This is a genomic window from Streptosporangium sp. CA-115845 (assembly GCF_050943795.1).
In the GTDB taxonomy this organism is placed as follows: domain Bacteria; phylum Actinomycetota; class Actinomycetes; order Streptosporangiales; family Streptosporangiaceae; genus Streptosporangium.
In genome coordinates this window covers 611,904-628,340 of record NZ_CP191988.1, presented here as the reverse complement: position 1 = coordinate 628,340, position 16,437 = coordinate 611,904, and the positions used below count along the sequence as shown (strand labels likewise).

Below are 16,437 nucleotides of genomic sequence, written 5' to 3'. Positions count from 1 at the left end.
GCTCACCCCAGCCGATTCAGTGCGCGAACCGCCCACTCGGCGGCCCGCCGGGAGCCTCTTTCCAGGCGCCCATCCCGGTCGGTTCTGACACCCTCGGCCATATAGTCGATCTTGGCGATCAGGTTGCCGAGCCGGACCACCGTGCTCCGGGTGAATCCGGAGAAGGGGGTGCTCGTGAGCCCGCCGGTCTTGTATGCCTCTTCACCGAGCCCGGCCACCGCCCGCGGGGCGGTCGCGTCAACCCGCTGCGCCGCGAAGAACTCCCGCGCCCGCGCCTCGGTGGGCAGGAACTCCACCATGATCGACAGGCTGTAGCGGCGGGGTTTCGCGTCGCTGGAGTCCCATTCGCAGCCGCCACGACCGTTGCGCCGGCTGAACGGGGTGGGAACCAGTTCGGCGAACTGGGACCGGGTGAGCAGGCCACAGGCGTACGGCGGCTCGGTGAACCGCCCGGTGACCGGCTCGACGGGCACGGGGGGCGGAACCGCGAGAGCCGGCGGCGCGGGGACGGGCGCGGCGGCGACGGGGATCCGGCCGTAGAGCACCCCGACGGTGGCGGCCAGCCCGATGAGGAGCGCCACGGCCAGAGCGGCCACGGGCCGGGATACGGTGACGCCCCGTCCGCCGGTCAACGGATCAGCCCGCACGGTTCAACCCGGCCACGACCCACCGGGCCGCGGTCCGCGCCCGCCGTTCGATGATCTCGGCGTCGTCCGCGACGTTGATGTTGCAGTAGAGCACCGTAAGGACCAGGTTGTCGACCCTGAAGGTCACATCGCTGCAGATCCGGCCACCGATCCATCGGTCGTTCGTATGGACGAGAAACGCCTCCTCCCCCACCCCGGTCAGCGGCGTCGCGGCCGACGTGCGGGCGGTGGTGGCCCGCGCCAACCCGATCTGCGGCCATTGGATGCCCACCCACGAACTGGGCCTGAGGTACTTGGAGCGCTCGTTCACGAAAACATGGTGGGCCTTGTTCGGACTCATGCCCCACGGCTCGTCTCCGGCGACTTTCACCTCCATCCCGGATCCCTCGGCCAGAACGGTGTCCTGGCCGAAGCGCTGGACGGTGTCGGAGCCCGCTGGGATCGCCTCGCCCTTCCGGTAGCGATGCCCCGGCCCTTTGACGGTCCACCCGCATGAGGTGCCCTCCCAGGCCCCGGCCGTATCGGTCAGCTTGGGAAGCAGTTCCCGCACCTGCTCGGGGGTGAGCAGTTCACAGAGTTTGACGGGAAGCCCGAACCTGCCCGGTTCGTCGCGCGGATCGGCGGCCGGTGGCCGGACGGTGGGGACGGACACGGCTGCCGCGCCGGGGCCACCGAGCGCGAAACCGGTGGCGGCCGCGAGCACGCAGGCCACCACGGTTCCCGCGAGCACGGCCGCCGGACCACCGGAGGTCCGCCGACGGCCGGGACGGGGCGCCGGGCCCGAACTTTCCCGAGGTGACCCGGCCCCGCCCGGGTCCGGCGTGCCTGCCGGGATCGGGGCCCGCGTGTCCGCGGCCGAGGGGTCGGCGGCGACCTCCGCCAGCATCGCGGCGACCGAGGCGGCGTCCGGTCTGGCCTCGGGGCGCTGGTCGAGCAGGCTCATCAGCACGGGCGCCAGCGATCCGGCCAGGACCGGCGGGCGCGGATCCTGGGTCAGCACGGCGGCGAGCACCGCCATCGGGGTGCCGCCCGAGTGCGGCGGCACCCCCTCGACCGCGGTGTAGAGCACCGCGCCGAACGACCACAGATCCGATTCCGGCCCCCCGGGTTCACCGCGCAGGCGTTCCGGCGCGATATAGCCGGGCGACCCCACGACCACGCCCTCGCTGGTGATCGTCGCCTGGCCGCCGAGGGTGGCGACGCCGAAGTCGGTGAGGACCGCGTGGCCGTCCTGGTGCAGGAAGACGTTGGCGGGTTTGACATCGTGGTGCAGCACCCCCGCCTCGTGGGCGAAGGTCAGGGCGGCGAGCACCTCGGCGCCGAAGGACGCGACCCGGGCCGGGGGCAACGCCCCCTCCTCCGCGACGGCCTCCTGCAGCGAGCGGCCGTACAGGACCTCCATGACCAGCCAGGGCTTGCCGTCCTGGGAGATCACATCGTGCACGGTGACGATTCCCGGGTGTCGTACCCGGGCGGCGATCCGGGCCTCGCGGATGACCAGCTCGCACAGCCTCGCGCGTTCGGTGTCGTCGGCCTCGGCGGGGAGGATGACCTCCTTGACCGCCACATCACGATCGAGGAGCTCGTCATGGGCCAGCCAGACCGTGCCCATGCCACCCGCCCCGAGGGGCCCGCGCAGCCGGTACCGATCGGCCAGTGGGCCTTCCCTGGGGAAGATCATGAATCAGAGACTAGCAACGTAGATCACGCCGAACACCAGAGTTATCCAAGTTTGTCAGCCGCCGCTTTCGCCGCTTTTTGCGCGCCCTGCTCCAGGGTGCCGAACGCATCGTCTCCCCAGCGGTAATAGGACGTCTCGACCACCAGATTGCTCACCCGAAAGTGCACCTTCATGGTGAGCCTTTCGTCCGTCCAGTGCTCCCGCAGGAGCGCCTCGTCCCCTATGCCGGGCAGGTCACGAACAGATGATGCTCGCAGACTCTCGTAGTACAGGTCGGCCCGGGCCGGCCCGGCATCCCCCGGCGGGAACCATTTCACCTGGTACCTGAGACTGGGCTGCTGCACGGGAAGCGAAGCGCCGCTGACCGACCAGAGGCACATCTCGGACGTGCTGTTGACGATGGACGGCTTTCCCTCGCGAAACAATTCCCCGAGTTGGTCCGCGGAGATCAGGTCGCACGGTTTCGGCCGTGCCGCGAAGCGTCCGGGGCCGACGGCGGGCGCGTTGACCCTGACGGTGGCCTCACCCTCGTCGCGCAGCAGGGTGATCCCGATCAGCAACCCCCCGACCAGGACCGCCGCGATGCCCACCACGCCCCACACCGGCACCCGGCGTCGCCGGATGGCGATCACCATCCCCGGCGGCCCACCGTCGTCAAGCCCCATCACGAGCCACGTACGGCCGCCCTCCTCGACCAGATCGTGGATGCCGGCGATCGAGATCCGTCGATGCTCCACGGCCTTCCTGGCGGAGAAGAGCTCCCGCTCCGGCGCGAGCCGTATCTCCTTCATCGCCACGTCCCGACGCAGAAGCTCGTCCCTGGCACGCCAGACGGCGTCGTCACCTTCCCCGCCCAGCAGCCCGGTCAGACGGTAACGCGCAGAAACAATCATGCATCCTCCGTCAGGACGTACCGTCGATGACCCCGCCGACGCGTTGGCGACCGGGGATCGCCGGCGGAATCCTCTCCGGATCCGAAGTTTCCGGATGTCCTCACGGAGAAGTCTTCCAGAAGCCAGAGATCCTGCGCCCTTTCCCCAATATCTGGGGGAGAAGGCACGGAAACACCGCCTCGGCCTTTCTGCCCTGCCGTTTCTCCACGATCGGTACCAGAGCCGTCATGTCAGGAATGGTCAGCCGGTTTGACGGCGGTACCGCATAATGGCCGGCGTTCGCCTACCCGTGGACGGCTGCCGCACGGTTAAGAAAGAGGGTCCGCTCGCGCTCGTTGCGGGTGAGTGCCGCGGCCCTTTCGAACTCCTCGCGCGCCTCGTCGAGACGGCCCAGTCTCACCAGCAGATCACCCCGTACGGCGGGCAACTGCGGATAGCCCCTCAGCGCGCGCTCCGCCATCAGCCCGTCCACGATCTCCAGGCCCCAAGCCGGGCCGTCCGCCCTGCTCACCGCGACCGCGCGGTTCAACTCCACCACGGGTGAGGGGGCGAGGTGGGCGAGCACCCGGTAGAGGGCGGCCATCCGTTCCCAGTCGGTGTCGTCGGTGGACCGCGCGCGGGCGTGACAGGCGGCGATCGCGGCCTGCAGGCCGTAGGGACCGAGCGTGCCGAGCGCCTCGGCACGTTCGAGCGCCTCCAGCCCCCGGCGGATCAGTAGCCGGTCCCACAGCCCCCGGTCCTGGTCCGGAAGCAGGACCGGCTCGCCGTCCGGACCCGTCCTGGCCCGGATGCGCGACGCCTGGATCTCCATCAGGGCGAGGAGGCCGTGCGCCTCGGCCTCCCGCGGCATCAGAGCCGTCAGGATCCGGCCCAGGCGCAGCGCCTCCTCGCAGAGCGAGGGACGCATCCAGTCGTCACCGGCGGTCGCCGAGTAGCCCTCGTTGAAGATGAGATAGACGACCTCCAGCACCGATGCGAGGCGCTCGCCCAGCTCGGCCGGGGCGGGCAGCTCGATGCGCACCCGCTTCTCGGCGAGGGTGCGCTTGGCCCGGAAGATCCGCTGCCCGACCGTCGGTTCCGGCACCAGGAAGGCACGCGCGATCTCCTCGGTGGTCAGGCCGCCGAGCAGGCGCAGGGTGAGCGCCAGGCGCCCCTCGGTGGACAGCACCGGATGGCAGGCGGTGAAGAGCAGGCGCAGCACGTCGTCACCGATGTGGTCGTCGAGGGCGTCGTCCAACTCGGCCTCGGCCGACTCCTGACGGATCTCCATGTCCCGGCCGACCTCTTCGAGCTTCTGCTCGTAGCGGGTCCTGCGGCGGATCAGGTCGATCGCCCGGTGCTTGGCGGTCAGCATGAGCCAGGCTCCGGGATTATCCGGCACGCCGGATTTCGGCCACTGCTCCAGCGCGAGGACCAGGGCGTCCTGCGCGAGCTCCTCGGCCAGGCCGACATCGCGCACCATCCGGGCAAGCCCCGCGATCACCCGCGCGGACTCGATCCGCCAGACCGCCTCGACCACCCGATGAGGATCACCAACCGTCATGCCTGCCGATCCAACCATCCCGCCCGCACTCGCGACACCTTTCGATCCCGTCGCCCGAGGGCCCCGGACACGGCGCGGGCGCGTACGGACCGCGTGCCGCTCACCGGCCGGCGAGCGGCACGCGAATCGGACGGGACAGCCGGCCTTGCCGGGCCCGGCACGCTTGCGCGTGTTACTCGTATGACGTATTTTTTACTCATGCAAGTAAGCCAGCGTGGGGAAACACCCGCCGAGCACTCCTTCACCGGCGCGGCCAGGCGCGCCCAGATCATCGCGGCGACCGTCGAGACGATCGCCGAGCTCGGCTACGGCCAGGCGTCCTTCGCCCGGATCGCCGAACGGGCGGGGCTGAGCAGCACCCGCCTGATCTCGTACCACTTCGCCGGCAAGGACGAGCTGATGAGCGCGGCCGTCGCCGAGTTCCACGATCACATCGGACGGTTCATGGCCGGGCGGATGGCCGGCGTGACCTGTGCCCGTGACGCGCTGCGTACCTACATCACCGCGCTGGTCGCGTATATCGCGGACAACCGCCCACGGATGCGGGCGATGATGGAGATCTTCCTCAACTTCCGCGACGAGGGCGGAGCGAGTCGCTCCTACGACGAGGGCGACGAGAACGAGGTCCTCGGCCACCTCCAGCGCATTCTGCGCGACGGGCAGCGCGGCGGCGAGTTCCGCGACTTCGACACCTTCGTCATGGCGGCGACCGTGCAGCGCGCCCTGGACGGCCTGCCGTTCCTGCTGGAGGCCAGACCCGACCTCGACCTCACCGCCTGCGCCGAGGAGCTGGTGACGCTGTTCGACCTGGCGACCAGGAGCGGGCCGTGAGCGCCCCGAGCAGCAGGCGCACGCTGCTGCGCCTGCTGGTCGACCTGCTCGTACCGGCCGTCCTGTACTACGTGCTGCGCTCGGCCGGGATGAGCGTCTACCTGTCCCTGCTCGTCACGAGCGTGGCGCCCGCGGCCATGGGCACCTACACGCTGGTCAGGGAACGCAGGGTCGACGGGCTCTCCGTTTTCATGACGGCCATGATGGTGCTGGGCGTGGGGGCGTCGCTGATCAGCGGCAGCGAGCGGTTCCTGCTCGCCAGGGAAGGGTGGCTGACGGCTGCCGTCGGGCTCTGGTTCCTGGCCAGCCTGCGGGTCGGGATGCCGCTCACCTTCCTGTTCAGCCGGCCGCTGCTGGAGCACAGGTTCCCGGTCCGCGGCACCGGCGAGACATGGGACGTGCTGTGGGAGCGGATCCCCCGCTTCCGCAGGGCCTGGCGGGTCACGACCGTCCTGTGGGGCGCCGGCACCCTCCTCGACTCCGCGGCGCGCGTGGTCATGGCCTACACGCTGCCGGTCGACGCCGTCCCCGCGCTCGGCACCGCCCTGTACGCCGGCACGTCGATCACGCTCATGGTGATCGGCAACGTCTACTTCGTCACGGTGGGGCTCTTCGACAGGCGGAGCGCGATGTACGCACCGCTCAATCGCGAGCACGCCCCGACCCCCTCCACCTGAAGGAGCCCGCCGATGACCGGCGGGTCCTGACCCGCGCCGGGTCAGCGGCGCACCATCGACGGGTAGTCCTTGAGGGTTATGTTGGTCGCGAACCTGTCGGTCAGCCACAGCATCAGCTTCAGCAGGAATCCGTAGCGGAAAGTCCAGTTGCGCATCCGGATCCGGCCCGGGGTGCCGGGGGCGAGGAAGGGACCGGCGTTGCCGTTCCTGGCGATCCTGGCGTAGCCGCGGAACCCCTCCTCGTAGCGCCGGAAGGCGACCCGATGGTCCCCCTCCGCCGCCGCGAGCTCTCCGGCCAGGACGTACGCGCCGACCATGGCCAGGCCGGTGCCGAAACCGCCCAGCGTGTTGCCGTAGGCGGCGTCACCGAGCAGCACGACACGGCCCCTGGCGTAGCGCTCCATCCGGACCTGGCTGATCGAGTCGAGGTAGAAGTCGTCCGCCTGCCGTACCGCGTCGAGGACCGCGGGGGTCTGCCAGCCCATCCCGGCATAGGCGTCGATCACGATCCGCTTCATCGCCTCCACGTCGTAGCGGTCGTAGTCGAGCGGCGGCGAGGCGAAGGCGAAGAAGGCATCGGCTCCGGGCCCCCCGACGGCGACCAGCCTGCCGGGCTCGTTGTACATTTTCGCGGTCTTCCCGAAGCGCTGCGGAAGGTCAGCCAGGGCGTAGTAGTGGCCGAGGAAGCGGACATGGTCGGCCTCGGGGCCGAAGGCCAGCCGGCGAACGCCTGAGTGGATGCCGTCCGCGCCCACCACCAGGTCGAAGGCCCGCGGGGCGCCGTGCTCGAACGTGACGTGGACACCGCCCTCGGTCTCGGTGAGCGAGGTGATGGAGTCGCCGAAGACGTACCGGCACCCGGCGGCGAGCGTCCTGTCGTACAGCAGCCGGGACAACTCCCCGCGCGGGATCTCCAGATCGCCACCGGTGAACTCGCCGGGCATCACCGCCAGCCTGCGGCCGTTCGCGTCGACGATCTCCTGGTCGGTCCCGCCGGTCTGCAACCGCCGTACGTCCTCCAGGATGCCCATCCGCTCCAGCACCGACAGGTGGGTCTCGCCTTTGAAGTCGACCGCCTGGCCTCCGGTGCGCAGGGCAGGGGCCTTCTCGACCACGGTCACGGTGTGGCCGTAGCGGTTGAGCCAGTAGGCGAGAGCGGGGCCGCCGATACTGGCGCCGGAGATCAGGACGTTGCTGTTCCTCATGTCCCCGAGCTTCACCGGGAGCGCTGACAGGCCGGTGACAACCGGCTGACAGTCAGGAGATGGCCGTCAGCGCATCGTCCCGGCTCAGCGCGGCGCCCCTGGCGAACTCCGCGGCGAAGGCCTCCGCGCCGATGAGCTCCGTGGCGCCCGCGGCGACCCTCGCGACGTCAGGGTCGCCGGTGACGGCCGCACCGCGCAACGCCACCCCCACACCGAGCAGGAACGCGGCCCGCTCCGCCGCGCCTTCGAGCAGGGCCAGCCCCGCGTACCCCTCGGTGACCTGGGCGAGATCCATCGTCACCGCCGGTGACGTGCGCACCAGCGCGAGCGCCTCGCCGTGACGGCGCCCGGCCTCCGCGTGGTCACCCTCTGCCTCGGCCAGCCGTCCCAGCGCGGTGAGCACGAGCGACGCGATGCTCTCGGTGACGTAACCGCCTGGGCCGGCGGCGTCCAGCGCCGCCGCGTAGTGTTCGCGCGCCCGTGCGTGATCGCGGCACAGCCGGGCGAGTTCACCCCAGCCCAGCTCGATCGGCGACCGGTGCGACGCGCTCGTCCCGCGCGCCAGCTCGGTGGCGCGCCGCAGGTCGGCGCGGGCCGCGGGAACATCGCCCGCGCGCAGCAGCCCGTCGGCCCTGCGGCAGAGCACGTCCACCATCTCGTCCAGAGCGCCGAGCTGTTCGTGCAGATCCAGGGCCTCCCCCCACAGCCGCCTGGCCCGCGCCCAGTCCCCCCGCCAGCCGGCGATCACTCCCAGCCATTCGAGCCCCTGCGCCATCCCCCAGCGCTCGCCCACGGAACGGAAGCTCGCCAGCGTCGACTCCAGCTCTGCCTCGGCATCGGCCACCTGGCCGTCGAGCAGGTGCATCAGGGACACCCCGAGCATGGCCACGGCCCGGCTCCACGGGTCGGAGCCGAGCAGCCGCTCCCGCATCAGGCCGGCCCCGGGAGCCGGTGGCCCCGCGACCATGCCCCACAGCACGGACGTGAAGGGGTAGCGCAGCTCCCGGTCCAGCGACCGCATGATCTCCTCGGCCCGCGCCCACTGCGCCGGCAGGACATGCGGTACGGCCTGCAACACGCACAGGACGTACTCCTCCGCCAGCCCTTCGGGTGGCTCGGCGCCGAACCGTTCGAGCAGCCGGAGCGCCGACGAGACCGCCTGCTCCCGCCGCCCGCTCAGCCACTGGTACGCCGCCAGGGCCGCGATCAGCCGCAGCGCCGTCTCAGGATCATCCGGTACGGCACGGCCCAGCGCGGCCCGCAGGTTGCTCTGCTCGGCGGAGAGCAGGGCCAGCCATTCGAGCTGCTCGGCCCGGCGCAACCACGGGTCGGCGCGCTGTGCCAGCTCCAGGAAGTAGGCGGCGTGCTCGGCGCGCACCCGATCCCGCTCCCCCGCCTCGGCCAGCCGCTCCGCACAGAACAGGCGGATCGTGTCGAGCATCCGGTAGCGGCCGTCGCCTGCCTCGATGAGTGACTTGTCCACCAGGTCGGCCAGCACCTCGCCGGATCCGCAGATCCGTTCGACGGCCTCCAGGGACGAACTGCCCGAGAACACCGAGAACCGCGCGGCCAGCGTCTGCTCCTCGGGGCTGAGCAGGCTCCAGCTCCAGTCCACCACCGCGTACAGCGTCCGATGCCGTGCCGCCGCGGTGCGATCACCGCGGGACAGCAGCGTGAACCGGCCGTACTCCTTCAGCCGCGCGACGATCTCCTCGACGGTGAACGATCTCAGCCTCGCCGCCGCCAGCTCGATGGCCAGCGGCAGCCCGTCCAGCATGCCGCAGATCTCGGCGACCTCGGTTCTCATGACGGAGCCGGGACGTACGGCGGCGGCTCGCTCCATGAACAGCCGCACCGAGGGATAGCCGAGTGCGTCGTCGAGATCCGCGCCCGGGGGCGGTACGGCCAGCGGCGAGAGCGGGACGAGCATCTCGCCGGTGAGCCCGAGCGGCTCGCGGCTGGTGGCCAGCACGGCCAGCTCCGGGCAGGCGTCGAGCAGCCGCCGGACGAGCGCCGCGGCCGGAGCGATCACGTGCTCGCAGTTGTCCAGGACGAGCAGGAGCTCCTGGTCTGCCAGGGCCGCCACGAGCCGGCCCGTGGGGTCGATCCGGTCCGGCACCGGTGACCGCAGCCTCGCCTCGCGCAGACCGAGCGCGCCGAGCACCGCCAGGGGGATCTGACCTCCGTCGTCGAGCGGGGACAGATCGACGAAGCACACATCCCGCGTCCGGCGGCGGGCCGCCTCGATGGCCAGCCTCGTCTTGCCGGTGCCGCCCGTACCGGTCAGGGTGATCAGACGGGAGTCCCGCAGCGAGTCGATCCGGTCCAGCTCGGCCTCGCGGCCCACGAAACCGGTGAGCTGCGCGGGCAGCCGGTGCCGTACCGTCCCGGGCCTCTCCGCGCCACGCAGGATCGCCAGGTGCAGCGCCGCCAGTTCCGGCGACGGGTCGGCGCCGAGCTCGTCCGCCAGCAGCCGCCTGACCTCGTCGAAGACGGCCAGCGCCGCGGCCTGCTGCCCGGAGGCGTGCAGCACCCGCATGAGCTGGCCCCACAGCCGCTCGCGCAACGGGTTCTCGGCCGCCAACTGCCGCAACTCGGCTATCGAGGTGCCCTCCGGGAGCGCGAGCTCGGCCTCGACCAGATCCTCCCGCGCCGCCAGCCGTAGCTCTTCCAGCCGGGCCGCCTGCGGCATGCCGGCCGGCGCGGGCCCTCGCCACAGCGCCAGTCCTTCGCTGAGCACCCTCGCGGCATGCTCATGCCGGCCTGCGGTCAGCAGCCTGTGCCCCTCGCGCGCGAGCCGCTCGAACCGGTGCGCGTCGATGTCATCGGGGTCGACCGCGAGCCGGTATCCGGCCCGGTGAAACGTGATCAGGCCGGGCGGCAGGCCGCGGCGGAGCCGGGACACCTGGGCCTGGATCGCGTTGGCCGCACCGGCCGGAGGATCGTCACCGTACTGCCCGTCTATCAACCGGTCCACGCTGACCAGCCGGCCCGCGTCAAGCAGGAGCAGCACCAGCAGGGCACGCGACCGGGGGCCGCCGACGGAGACGGGTTCCCCCTCCTCCGTCCGCACCTCCAACGGTCCCAGGATCCCGAACTGCACGAGACCGATTGTGGCCCATGCGCCCTACTTCACGAGGATCAGCGCGAACCTCGCGGCCGGAGCCGGCTCAGAACGCGTCGCGGTACTCGGTGGCCGCGGCCCTGATCCGGTCCACCTGCGCCTCCAGCTCCCGGACATCGAACGGCACTGCCGAGGCCTCGAACTCCCTGCCCAGCGCGTGCAGCATGTCCAGGCCGTCCCAGATCGCGGCGAACTCGTCGTCGATCGGCCGCACCAGATCACCGAGTGCGCCCTCGACCCGGTGACGCAGGACGAGCATCCGCCACTTCCCAAGGAACCAGCGGAACTCCGCGAGCCGTTCGCCCGCCTCGGCGATCTCGGAGACGACCTCGCGCAGTGTCTGGTTCACCTGCTGTGCCCTGGCCGACATCTCCAGCACGCTCTCCTGCACGGCATCGCAGAGCTGGGGCACCTCGCTCAGCGAGGTACGCGGCGCGATACCGTCCACGACCTCGGCGGCGAACGCGGCGACCATGTCGTTGTGCAGGCTCGCCAGCACGATCCGGAAGCGCAGATCCGTGACGTACGAACGCAGCGTGGCGAGCCTGGGCACCAGCCGCTCCAGCGTGCCCATCGCGGTGCGCGTCGGCGTGGCCATCACCCGGGCGACGTTGCTCAGCACCGGTGCGGTGTCGGCGACCGTCTCGGAGGCGACCTGGGCGCCGGCGACCACCTCGTCGAGCCGGCGGGCGACGTCGAGCACCCGGGTGGACGACCGTATGAGCCGGTCGCTGAACACCCGATAGCTCTCCAGCCGCTCCACCAGACCGGTCAGCAGCGTTTCCAGCGCTCCGGCCCCGGCCAGCACCTCCGCGATCGGTCCCCCCGACCAGGACCGGGCACAGGTCGCGGAGGCCAACCGGCCGCGCGCCGCGACCTCGGCGGTCAGCGCCTCGGTGAGGAACTCGTCATGCGAGCCGAATCCGCGCTCTCCCAGCAGCCGTTCGATCTGTTCCCTACCGAACAGCGCCACGTCACGCCGGTTCATCCGACCGCGCTCGGCCTCCTCGGACTCGACGTCGGCGACATACTTGTATATGCGTTTGACCTCCTCGAACAGCTCGGACCGCGGCGCCATCCGAACCGACAGGAAACCCTCCGCCGAGGGCGTCATGGTGGCGAAAACCCAGTAGTGGCTGCCGTCCTTGGCCAGGTTCCGCACATAGGCTCCCGCTGGACGCCCGGCGAGCAAGCGGTCCCACAGCAACCGGAAGACCCCGGCAGGCATGTCGGGGTGGCGCACGATGTTGTGCGATGCCCCGGTGAGCTCGTCCAGGGAGAACCGGGAGGTCCGGACAAAGACGGAGTTCCCGCTGCGGATCAACCCGTGCCGATCCGTCGTGGAGAAGAAGAGTTCCTCCGGGCCGATGACCTGCTCAGATCCGCTAGGCACGATCAACTCGCCACAACCCATCGTCCGCCTTTCCGATCTTGGGAGACGATATCAGCCGGACCCCACGGCCCCGGGTGGAGGTCACGGCCGCGCGCTCCTTTCCGGCGACTCCCGGCGTACGCGTTCCAGACCGTGAGTACGGCCACGGACTGCCTTCTCCAGGTCGAGTGCACGGGCCGTAGATCAGCCGGCTCTCGCACGGAAAGTCGGCGGATCCAGAGCTGGTCCGCCGACTTTCCGTGCGACCCGCGTCCCGGGGACGCGGGTCGCGCGGAGTCAGCCCGTCTTCACCTCGAACGAGTAGGTGTAACTCCAGACCACTGTGCCGTCGCGATCCAGGGCATCGGCGTAGACGGTGTGCCAATCGGTCTGCGTGGGAGTGATCGTCGTCTTCGCCAGCCCGTTTTCGGCTGGAGCCTCCTCCGTCGGAGCATCGTTGTAGGAGTAACGGAAGACCGTGACGATGTCCCTCAGATCTCCGGCGTCGAACACGAACTCGCCCGGAATCCCGACGCCGCCACCCGGCTCGCCCCCGCCACCGAATTCGGGATATGTGCTGGAGGAGACGGTGGGCGGGTGCTCCAGCCGGTTGACCTCAAAGCAGTATTCGGCATCGGGGCTGAAGTTGCCCGCCCGGTCGAAACCTCGCACCCTGAGGCAGTTGGTGGAGTCTCGACTCGGTTTCACCGTGACGGTGACAGAGCCGTCCGCGGCCGCCGGCGTGTGCTCGTACGCTCCGTCAAGGCCGTATGAGTAGGCCACGATGTCATCGGCGCCGTTGGGCGTGAAGGTGAACGCGCCCGGCAGATGGACGTGCCCGCTCGGCACGTCCTGTGGATAGTCGGTGGAGGACACCAGCGGCGGCTGCGCGGGGGCGGTCAGGTCGACGGTGAACTCCTGCCAAGGGGTCCACTCGCCGATGTCATAGTGCAGTTCACCATCCTCCTTGTACGGGTCCTCAGCTCGGACCCGCCAACGGTACGACGAGTCGGCGACGAGCTGCCCGGCGGGCACCATCACGCAGTGCCGGGTGCCGGAGTCTTCCACGTCGGTGACTTTCTCCCCCAGCTTGGTCCCGTCCTGGGTCGTCCACTCGAAACGACCCCTTACAACCTGCGGATAGGAATTCCTGTCCGGATCGGACAGCTTGGCCCCCAGCCAAGGCGTGATCGAATTCACGTACCGCCCGGTCTGCGGGGAGGCCTGGCAGGATTCATAGTCCGACGTCACCGAGGTCTCGGCGGGAAGGTCGGGCCGGTCATTGTGGGTGACCGCCAGGTTGCCGTCGTTCCACAGTTCGTGTCTGATCTCCGGGTTGGTCTCGTCGATCGACTTGAGGCCCAGTGTGATGTGATCTTTTCCGGCGGCCACCGCTTCCCGGACAGCCGAGGTGATCCGGAAGTGCAGCCGATCGAGACAGGTACCGCCCGGAGTGGCCAGGAGCAGTCGCTCCCATTTGGGCTGGTTCTTCCAGGTGGTCGAGGAGTCGATGTCCCCGGTCTCCCAGAGCTCGACATCTCGGCGTCCGCACTCCCAGGAATTGGCCCGCCCCACGCCGAACCAGGCTTCGGTGATCCGCTCGACGTCGGCGACCGGAGTCAGGTCCAACTGGAAGAACGCCCGGGTGATGTCCTTGGGCTTCTCCTGGAAACCGACGAAGACCCGGTCCTCCTGCCAGTGCGTCCTGTTCTGATGCTTGGAGGAGACGTAGGCCCAGTGGGACCGAGGGATGGTCGTGCTCCCCTGAGCCTCCGCCGTCGCCGGGATCACGAGCACCGGCAGCACCGCCATCAGCGCCACGAGGGCGGCCCGTAGTCGTGAGTGTTTCAAAAGCGTTCTCTCCCCTGAACAGCGCCTGCGACCCGCCCCCGGTTCCTCCGGAGACGCCCCTGTGGTCGCCGCGCATGCTCATGCTGACCGCACCCCGTTGCGGGAACCGTATATTGCCCGCATAAGTTCACCGTAGAAACTTTTCTTATCAGCAATCCGTTATTACCAGGTGCTGGGGGCCGGCAGAGACATTCACTGGGGGAGCCGAGAGTGGAGTTTCGCGTACTGGGTCGGCTTGAGGTACGGCGTGACGGATGGTGCATCGGCATCTCGGCGCCCAAACAGCGAGTGCTTCTCGCGACACTGCTGTGCCATGCCAACGAGACGGTCTCACGCGACCACCTCGTCGACGCCCTGTGGGGAGAGCGCCCACCCCGCTCGGCCGGCGACAACCTCCGGATCTACGTGTATCACCTGCGGCGGCTACTGGGCGACGAGGGCAGAATCGCCCGGCGCACGTATGGCTACATCCTCGACGTCCGGTCCGGAGAGCTGGATGCCGACAGCTTCGGGGAGATGGCCGATCGCGGACTGGCGGCCGGTGCCGCCGACGATCAGGCCACCGCGAGCCGTCTGTTCGGCGGCGCACTGGCGCTGTGGCGAGGCGACGCGTCGTTCGCGGAGGTACCGCGGCGCGGCGCGGTCAGCGCGATGGCCAATATGCTCGACGAGCGACGCGAGGTCGTGGCGGAGGCGCGGATAGAGGCCGAGCTTCTCCTTGGCCGCTCCGGTGAACTGGTCGGCGAGCTACGCCATCTGGTGACTGCCAACCCGCTGCGGGAGAAGCCGTACGCCCAGCTCATGCTTGCCCTCTACCGCGCCGGGCGGCGAGCTGAGGCACTCAAGGTCTACCGAAACGCCCGCCAGGTGCTGATCGAAGAACTCGGCCTCGAACCGGGACCGGAACTGCGTACCTTGGAAGCCGCCATACTCAACGGCGACGCCTCCCTGCTGCCGGCCCCGGGATCGCGGCAGGTGCGCCCTCTCTTCGCCGGCTCAACCCACGCGTACCTCTCACCGGGGTAGAGCCAGGAGTTCCCCACGCGGTGCGCGGTCTCGCCACATGAGCCGTTCGTAGTCCGCTTGCGGGGCGGCGGGATGGACTCCGTGATACGCCCCGATAGAGCGATCGCTCCTTGGGAACCACTGCCCCGCATGCCGATCATGACCTGATTCCCAGCTGACCGGCCTGCGACTCGATTTCCGCGGTCAGCCCGCGCGACCGCCTCCCCGCGGAAACATTTGGCCCTACCTGCTTACTTTCATAACGTTTTCCCGGCCACTGACCAAGAAGGGGTGTAATCGACGAAGGGAGCACGGCCGGTGCGTCGCAGACAGGCGAACATCGCTACGGACCTGGAGGCTTTCGAAGCCTTCTACCGGCGCCACGTCGACGCGATCACGTGGTTCCTCGCCCGCAGGGTCGATGATCCGAACACGGTCGCCGACCTGGTGGCGGAGGTTTTCGTCGCGGTGCTCGACTCCGCCCACACCTACCGGCCCGGACTCGGTAGCGAGATCGCGTGGTTGTACGGCGTGGCTCGCAAAACCCTCTCGGCCGAGCGGCGGCGGGCGTTCAAGGAGACGAGACTGGCCGATCGCGTAGGCGGACGAAGGCCGCTCGACTCCGACGACGTCGCCGAACTCGAAGCGCGGATCGACGCGGAGAGCGTGGCCAGGCGGGCCTTCCAGGCCATGGCCGGACTACCAGACGGTGATCGCGCGATGCTCGAACTGGTCGTCATCGACCAGCTCACGATCAGCGAGGCGGCCGCCGCTCTGGGCATCCGGCAGGGGGCCGCCAGGGCCAGGCTGCACCGCGCCCGCCGCACGCTCAGGAACGTGCCGGGGCTAGCTCCCTTCGTCATGGAAGGAATGCGATGAAATTCAAGGAGCACGTACTGATGGAACTCAAAGCCGAGATCGTCGCCCGGAACAAGGCTCGACGCCTGCTCGTCAGGCGGCGCCTGCTCGCCGGAGCGGCGGTGGCCGGGATCGCGGCGGCGGCGGCCGTCGCGGTGCCGTTCCTGAACGGGTCGGGGACCCCGGCCTACGCGGTCACCAAAAACACCGACGGCACGATCACCCTGAAGATCAACGAGTTCAGGGACCCCGCCCAGGTGGAGAAGGACCTGGCGGCACTCGGTCTGACCGCCGACGTCTCCTACGTCAAGCCCGGCACCCGGTGTGCCCCCGACCGCGGCCACACCGACGCAGGCCCCTCGTTCTCCAAGGAGGAGCTCAACAGCAGGGATCCCGAGGTCCAGAAGAGGATCAGGAAAGCCATCGACAACTCGCCGAACGGCAAGGCGTTCAGGATGGGCGGTGGCGAGGTGCGGATCAGTCCGCAGCACATCAAGCCAGGGCAGACAGCCGTGATGGAGTTCACCGAGAACGAGGACCAGACCTCGGGCCCGGAGAAGCCCAGAGCCCTGTGGCAGTTCAGCGGCTACCTCGTCACCGGTCCGGTCAAGCCCTGCAAAGTCGTCGACGACCCGTCCTGGAGCAAGATGCCCGACCCCGGGACGAACCCCGGGGCATACCCGCCGCCTGGTAGCTGACCCTCGCCGGGCGGGAGCACGGCAGGCGCCACGTGATCCGCCGGAGCGAGCG

13 protein-coding genes are annotated in these 16,437 nt (G+C 69.7%); 5 read left to right on the top strand and 8 right to left on the bottom strand.

Going from position 1 to position 16,437, the window contains the following annotated elements; translation table 11 throughout:
* Positions 1 to 2 precede the first annotated feature (2 nt).
* The 4 genes from ACQP0P_RS05025 to ACQP0P_RS05010 form a co-directional block, all read right to left on the bottom strand.
* Positions 3 to 596 (bottom strand): hypothetical protein, encoded by a 594-nt coding sequence (locus tag ACQP0P_RS05025; RefSeq protein ID WP_433371498.1) that lies wholly within the window; start codon positions 594 to 596, stop codon positions 3 to 5.
* A gap of 40 nt (positions 597 to 636) precedes the next feature.
* Entirely contained in the window at positions 637 to 2,328 is a 1,692-nt protein-coding gene (locus ACQP0P_RS05020) for a protein kinase domain-containing protein (RefSeq protein ID WP_433371495.1), read from the bottom strand.
* A 41-nt stretch (positions 2,329 to 2,369) separates the two neighbouring features.
* Positions 2,370 to 3,221 carry a hypothetical protein gene (locus tag ACQP0P_RS05015; RefSeq protein ID WP_433371492.1) on the bottom strand — a complete coding sequence of 284 codons (852 nt, stop codon included), beginning with the start codon at positions 3,219 to 3,221 and terminating at the stop codon, positions 2,370 to 2,372.
* 283 nt (positions 3,222 to 3,504) lie between these two features.
* Complete coding sequence (locus ACQP0P_RS05010; RefSeq protein WP_433371489.1) at positions 3,505 to 4,764, bottom strand: RNA polymerase sigma factor; 1,260 nt, start codon at positions 4,762 to 4,764, stop codon at positions 3,505 to 3,507.
* Positions 4,765 to 4,962: 198 nt separating this feature from the next.
* Here ACQP0P_RS05010 and ACQP0P_RS05005 point away from each other — a divergent pair, with 198 nt between their 5' ends.
* Both ACQP0P_RS05005 and ACQP0P_RS05000 read left to right on the top strand, forming a co-directional pair.
* Positions 4,963 to 5,595 carry a TetR/AcrR family transcriptional regulator gene (locus ACQP0P_RS05005; RefSeq protein ID WP_433371487.1) on the top strand — a complete coding sequence of 211 codons (633 nt, stop codon included), beginning with the start codon at positions 4,963 to 4,965 and terminating at the stop codon, positions 5,593 to 5,595.
* Positions 5,592 to 6,272 carry a VC0807 family protein gene (locus tag ACQP0P_RS05000; protein WP_433371484.1) on the top strand — a complete coding sequence of 227 codons (681 nt, stop codon included), beginning with the start codon at positions 5,592 to 5,594 and terminating at the stop codon, positions 6,270 to 6,272. The genes ACQP0P_RS05005 and ACQP0P_RS05000 overlap by 4 nt, the downstream gene beginning before the upstream one ends.
* A 41-nt stretch (positions 6,273 to 6,313) precedes the next feature.
* Here ACQP0P_RS05000 and ACQP0P_RS04995 read toward each other — a convergent pair whose 3' ends face one another.
* From ACQP0P_RS04995 to ACQP0P_RS04980, 4 genes are all read right to left on the bottom strand, one after another.
* Positions 6,314 to 7,477, bottom strand: coding sequence for an FAD-dependent monooxygenase (locus tag ACQP0P_RS04995; RefSeq protein WP_433371481.1), 1,164 nt, complete (start codon positions 7,475 to 7,477; stop codon positions 6,314 to 6,316).
* Positions 7,478 to 7,529: 52 nt separating this feature from the next.
* The gene (locus ACQP0P_RS04990) at positions 7,530 to 10,580 is read right to left on the bottom strand and encodes a BTAD domain-containing putative transcriptional regulator (RefSeq protein WP_433371478.1); all 3,051 of its coding nucleotides are present in this window, start codon (positions 10,578 to 10,580) and stop codon (positions 7,530 to 7,532) included.
* Between the two features lie 67 nt (positions 10,581 to 10,647).
* Positions 10,648 to 11,994: a PAS domain-containing protein gene (locus ACQP0P_RS04985; protein WP_433371474.1), complete on the bottom strand. Its 1,347-nt coding sequence runs from the start codon at positions 11,992 to 11,994 to the stop codon at positions 10,648 to 10,650.
* A 276-nt stretch (positions 11,995 to 12,270) separates the two neighbouring features.
* Positions 12,271 to 13,824, bottom strand: a complete 1,554-nt coding sequence (locus tag ACQP0P_RS04980) for a hypothetical protein (protein ID WP_433371471.1) — start codon at positions 13,822 to 13,824, stop codon at positions 12,271 to 12,273.
* Positions 13,825 to 14,034: 210 nt separating this feature from the next.
* Here ACQP0P_RS04980 and ACQP0P_RS04975 point away from each other — a divergent pair, with 210 nt between their 5' ends.
* From ACQP0P_RS04975 to ACQP0P_RS04965, 3 genes are all read left to right on the top strand, one after another.
* Positions 14,035 to 14,850, top strand: a complete 816-nt coding sequence (locus ACQP0P_RS04975) for an AfsR/SARP family transcriptional regulator (protein WP_433371468.1) — start codon at positions 14,035 to 14,037, stop codon at positions 14,848 to 14,850.
* 297 nt (positions 14,851 to 15,147) lie between these two features.
* The gene (locus tag ACQP0P_RS04970; protein ID WP_433371465.1) at positions 15,148 to 15,708 is read left to right on the top strand and encodes an RNA polymerase sigma factor; all 561 of its coding nucleotides are present in this window, start codon (positions 15,148 to 15,150) and stop codon (positions 15,706 to 15,708) included.
* 20 nt (positions 15,709 to 15,728) lie between these two features.
* Positions 15,729 to 16,385 carry a hypothetical protein gene (locus tag ACQP0P_RS04965; RefSeq protein ID WP_433371463.1) on the top strand — a complete coding sequence of 219 codons (657 nt, stop codon included), beginning with the start codon at positions 15,729 to 15,731 and terminating at the stop codon, positions 16,383 to 16,385.
* The last annotated feature ends 52 nt before the right edge of the window (positions 16,386 to 16,437 follow it).

Bases quoted from the DNA above. Each gene is read 5' to 3' on its own strand.
- ACQP0P_RS05020 (WP_433371495.1), bottom strand. From the start codon at position 2,328: ATGATCTTCCCCAGGGAAGGCCCACTGGCCGATCGGTACCGGCTGCGC.
- ACQP0P_RS05015 (WP_433371492.1), bottom strand. From the start codon at position 3,221: ATGATTGTTTCTGCGCGTTACCGTCTGACCGGGCTGCTGGGCGGGGAA.
- ACQP0P_RS05010 (WP_433371489.1), bottom strand. From the start codon at position 4,764: ATGACGGTTGGTGATCCTCATCGGGTGGTCGAGGCGGTCTGGCGGATC.
- ACQP0P_RS05005 (WP_433371487.1), top strand. From the start codon at position 4,963: ATGCAAGTAAGCCAGCGTGGGGAAACACCCGCCGAGCACTCCTTCACC.
- ACQP0P_RS04995 (WP_433371481.1), bottom strand. From the start codon at position 7,477: ATGAGGAACAGCAACGTCCTGATCTCCGGCGCCAGTATCGGCGGCCCC.
- ACQP0P_RS04965 (WP_433371463.1), top strand. From the start codon at position 15,729: ATGGAACTCAAAGCCGAGATCGTCGCCCGGAACAAGGCTCGACGCCTG.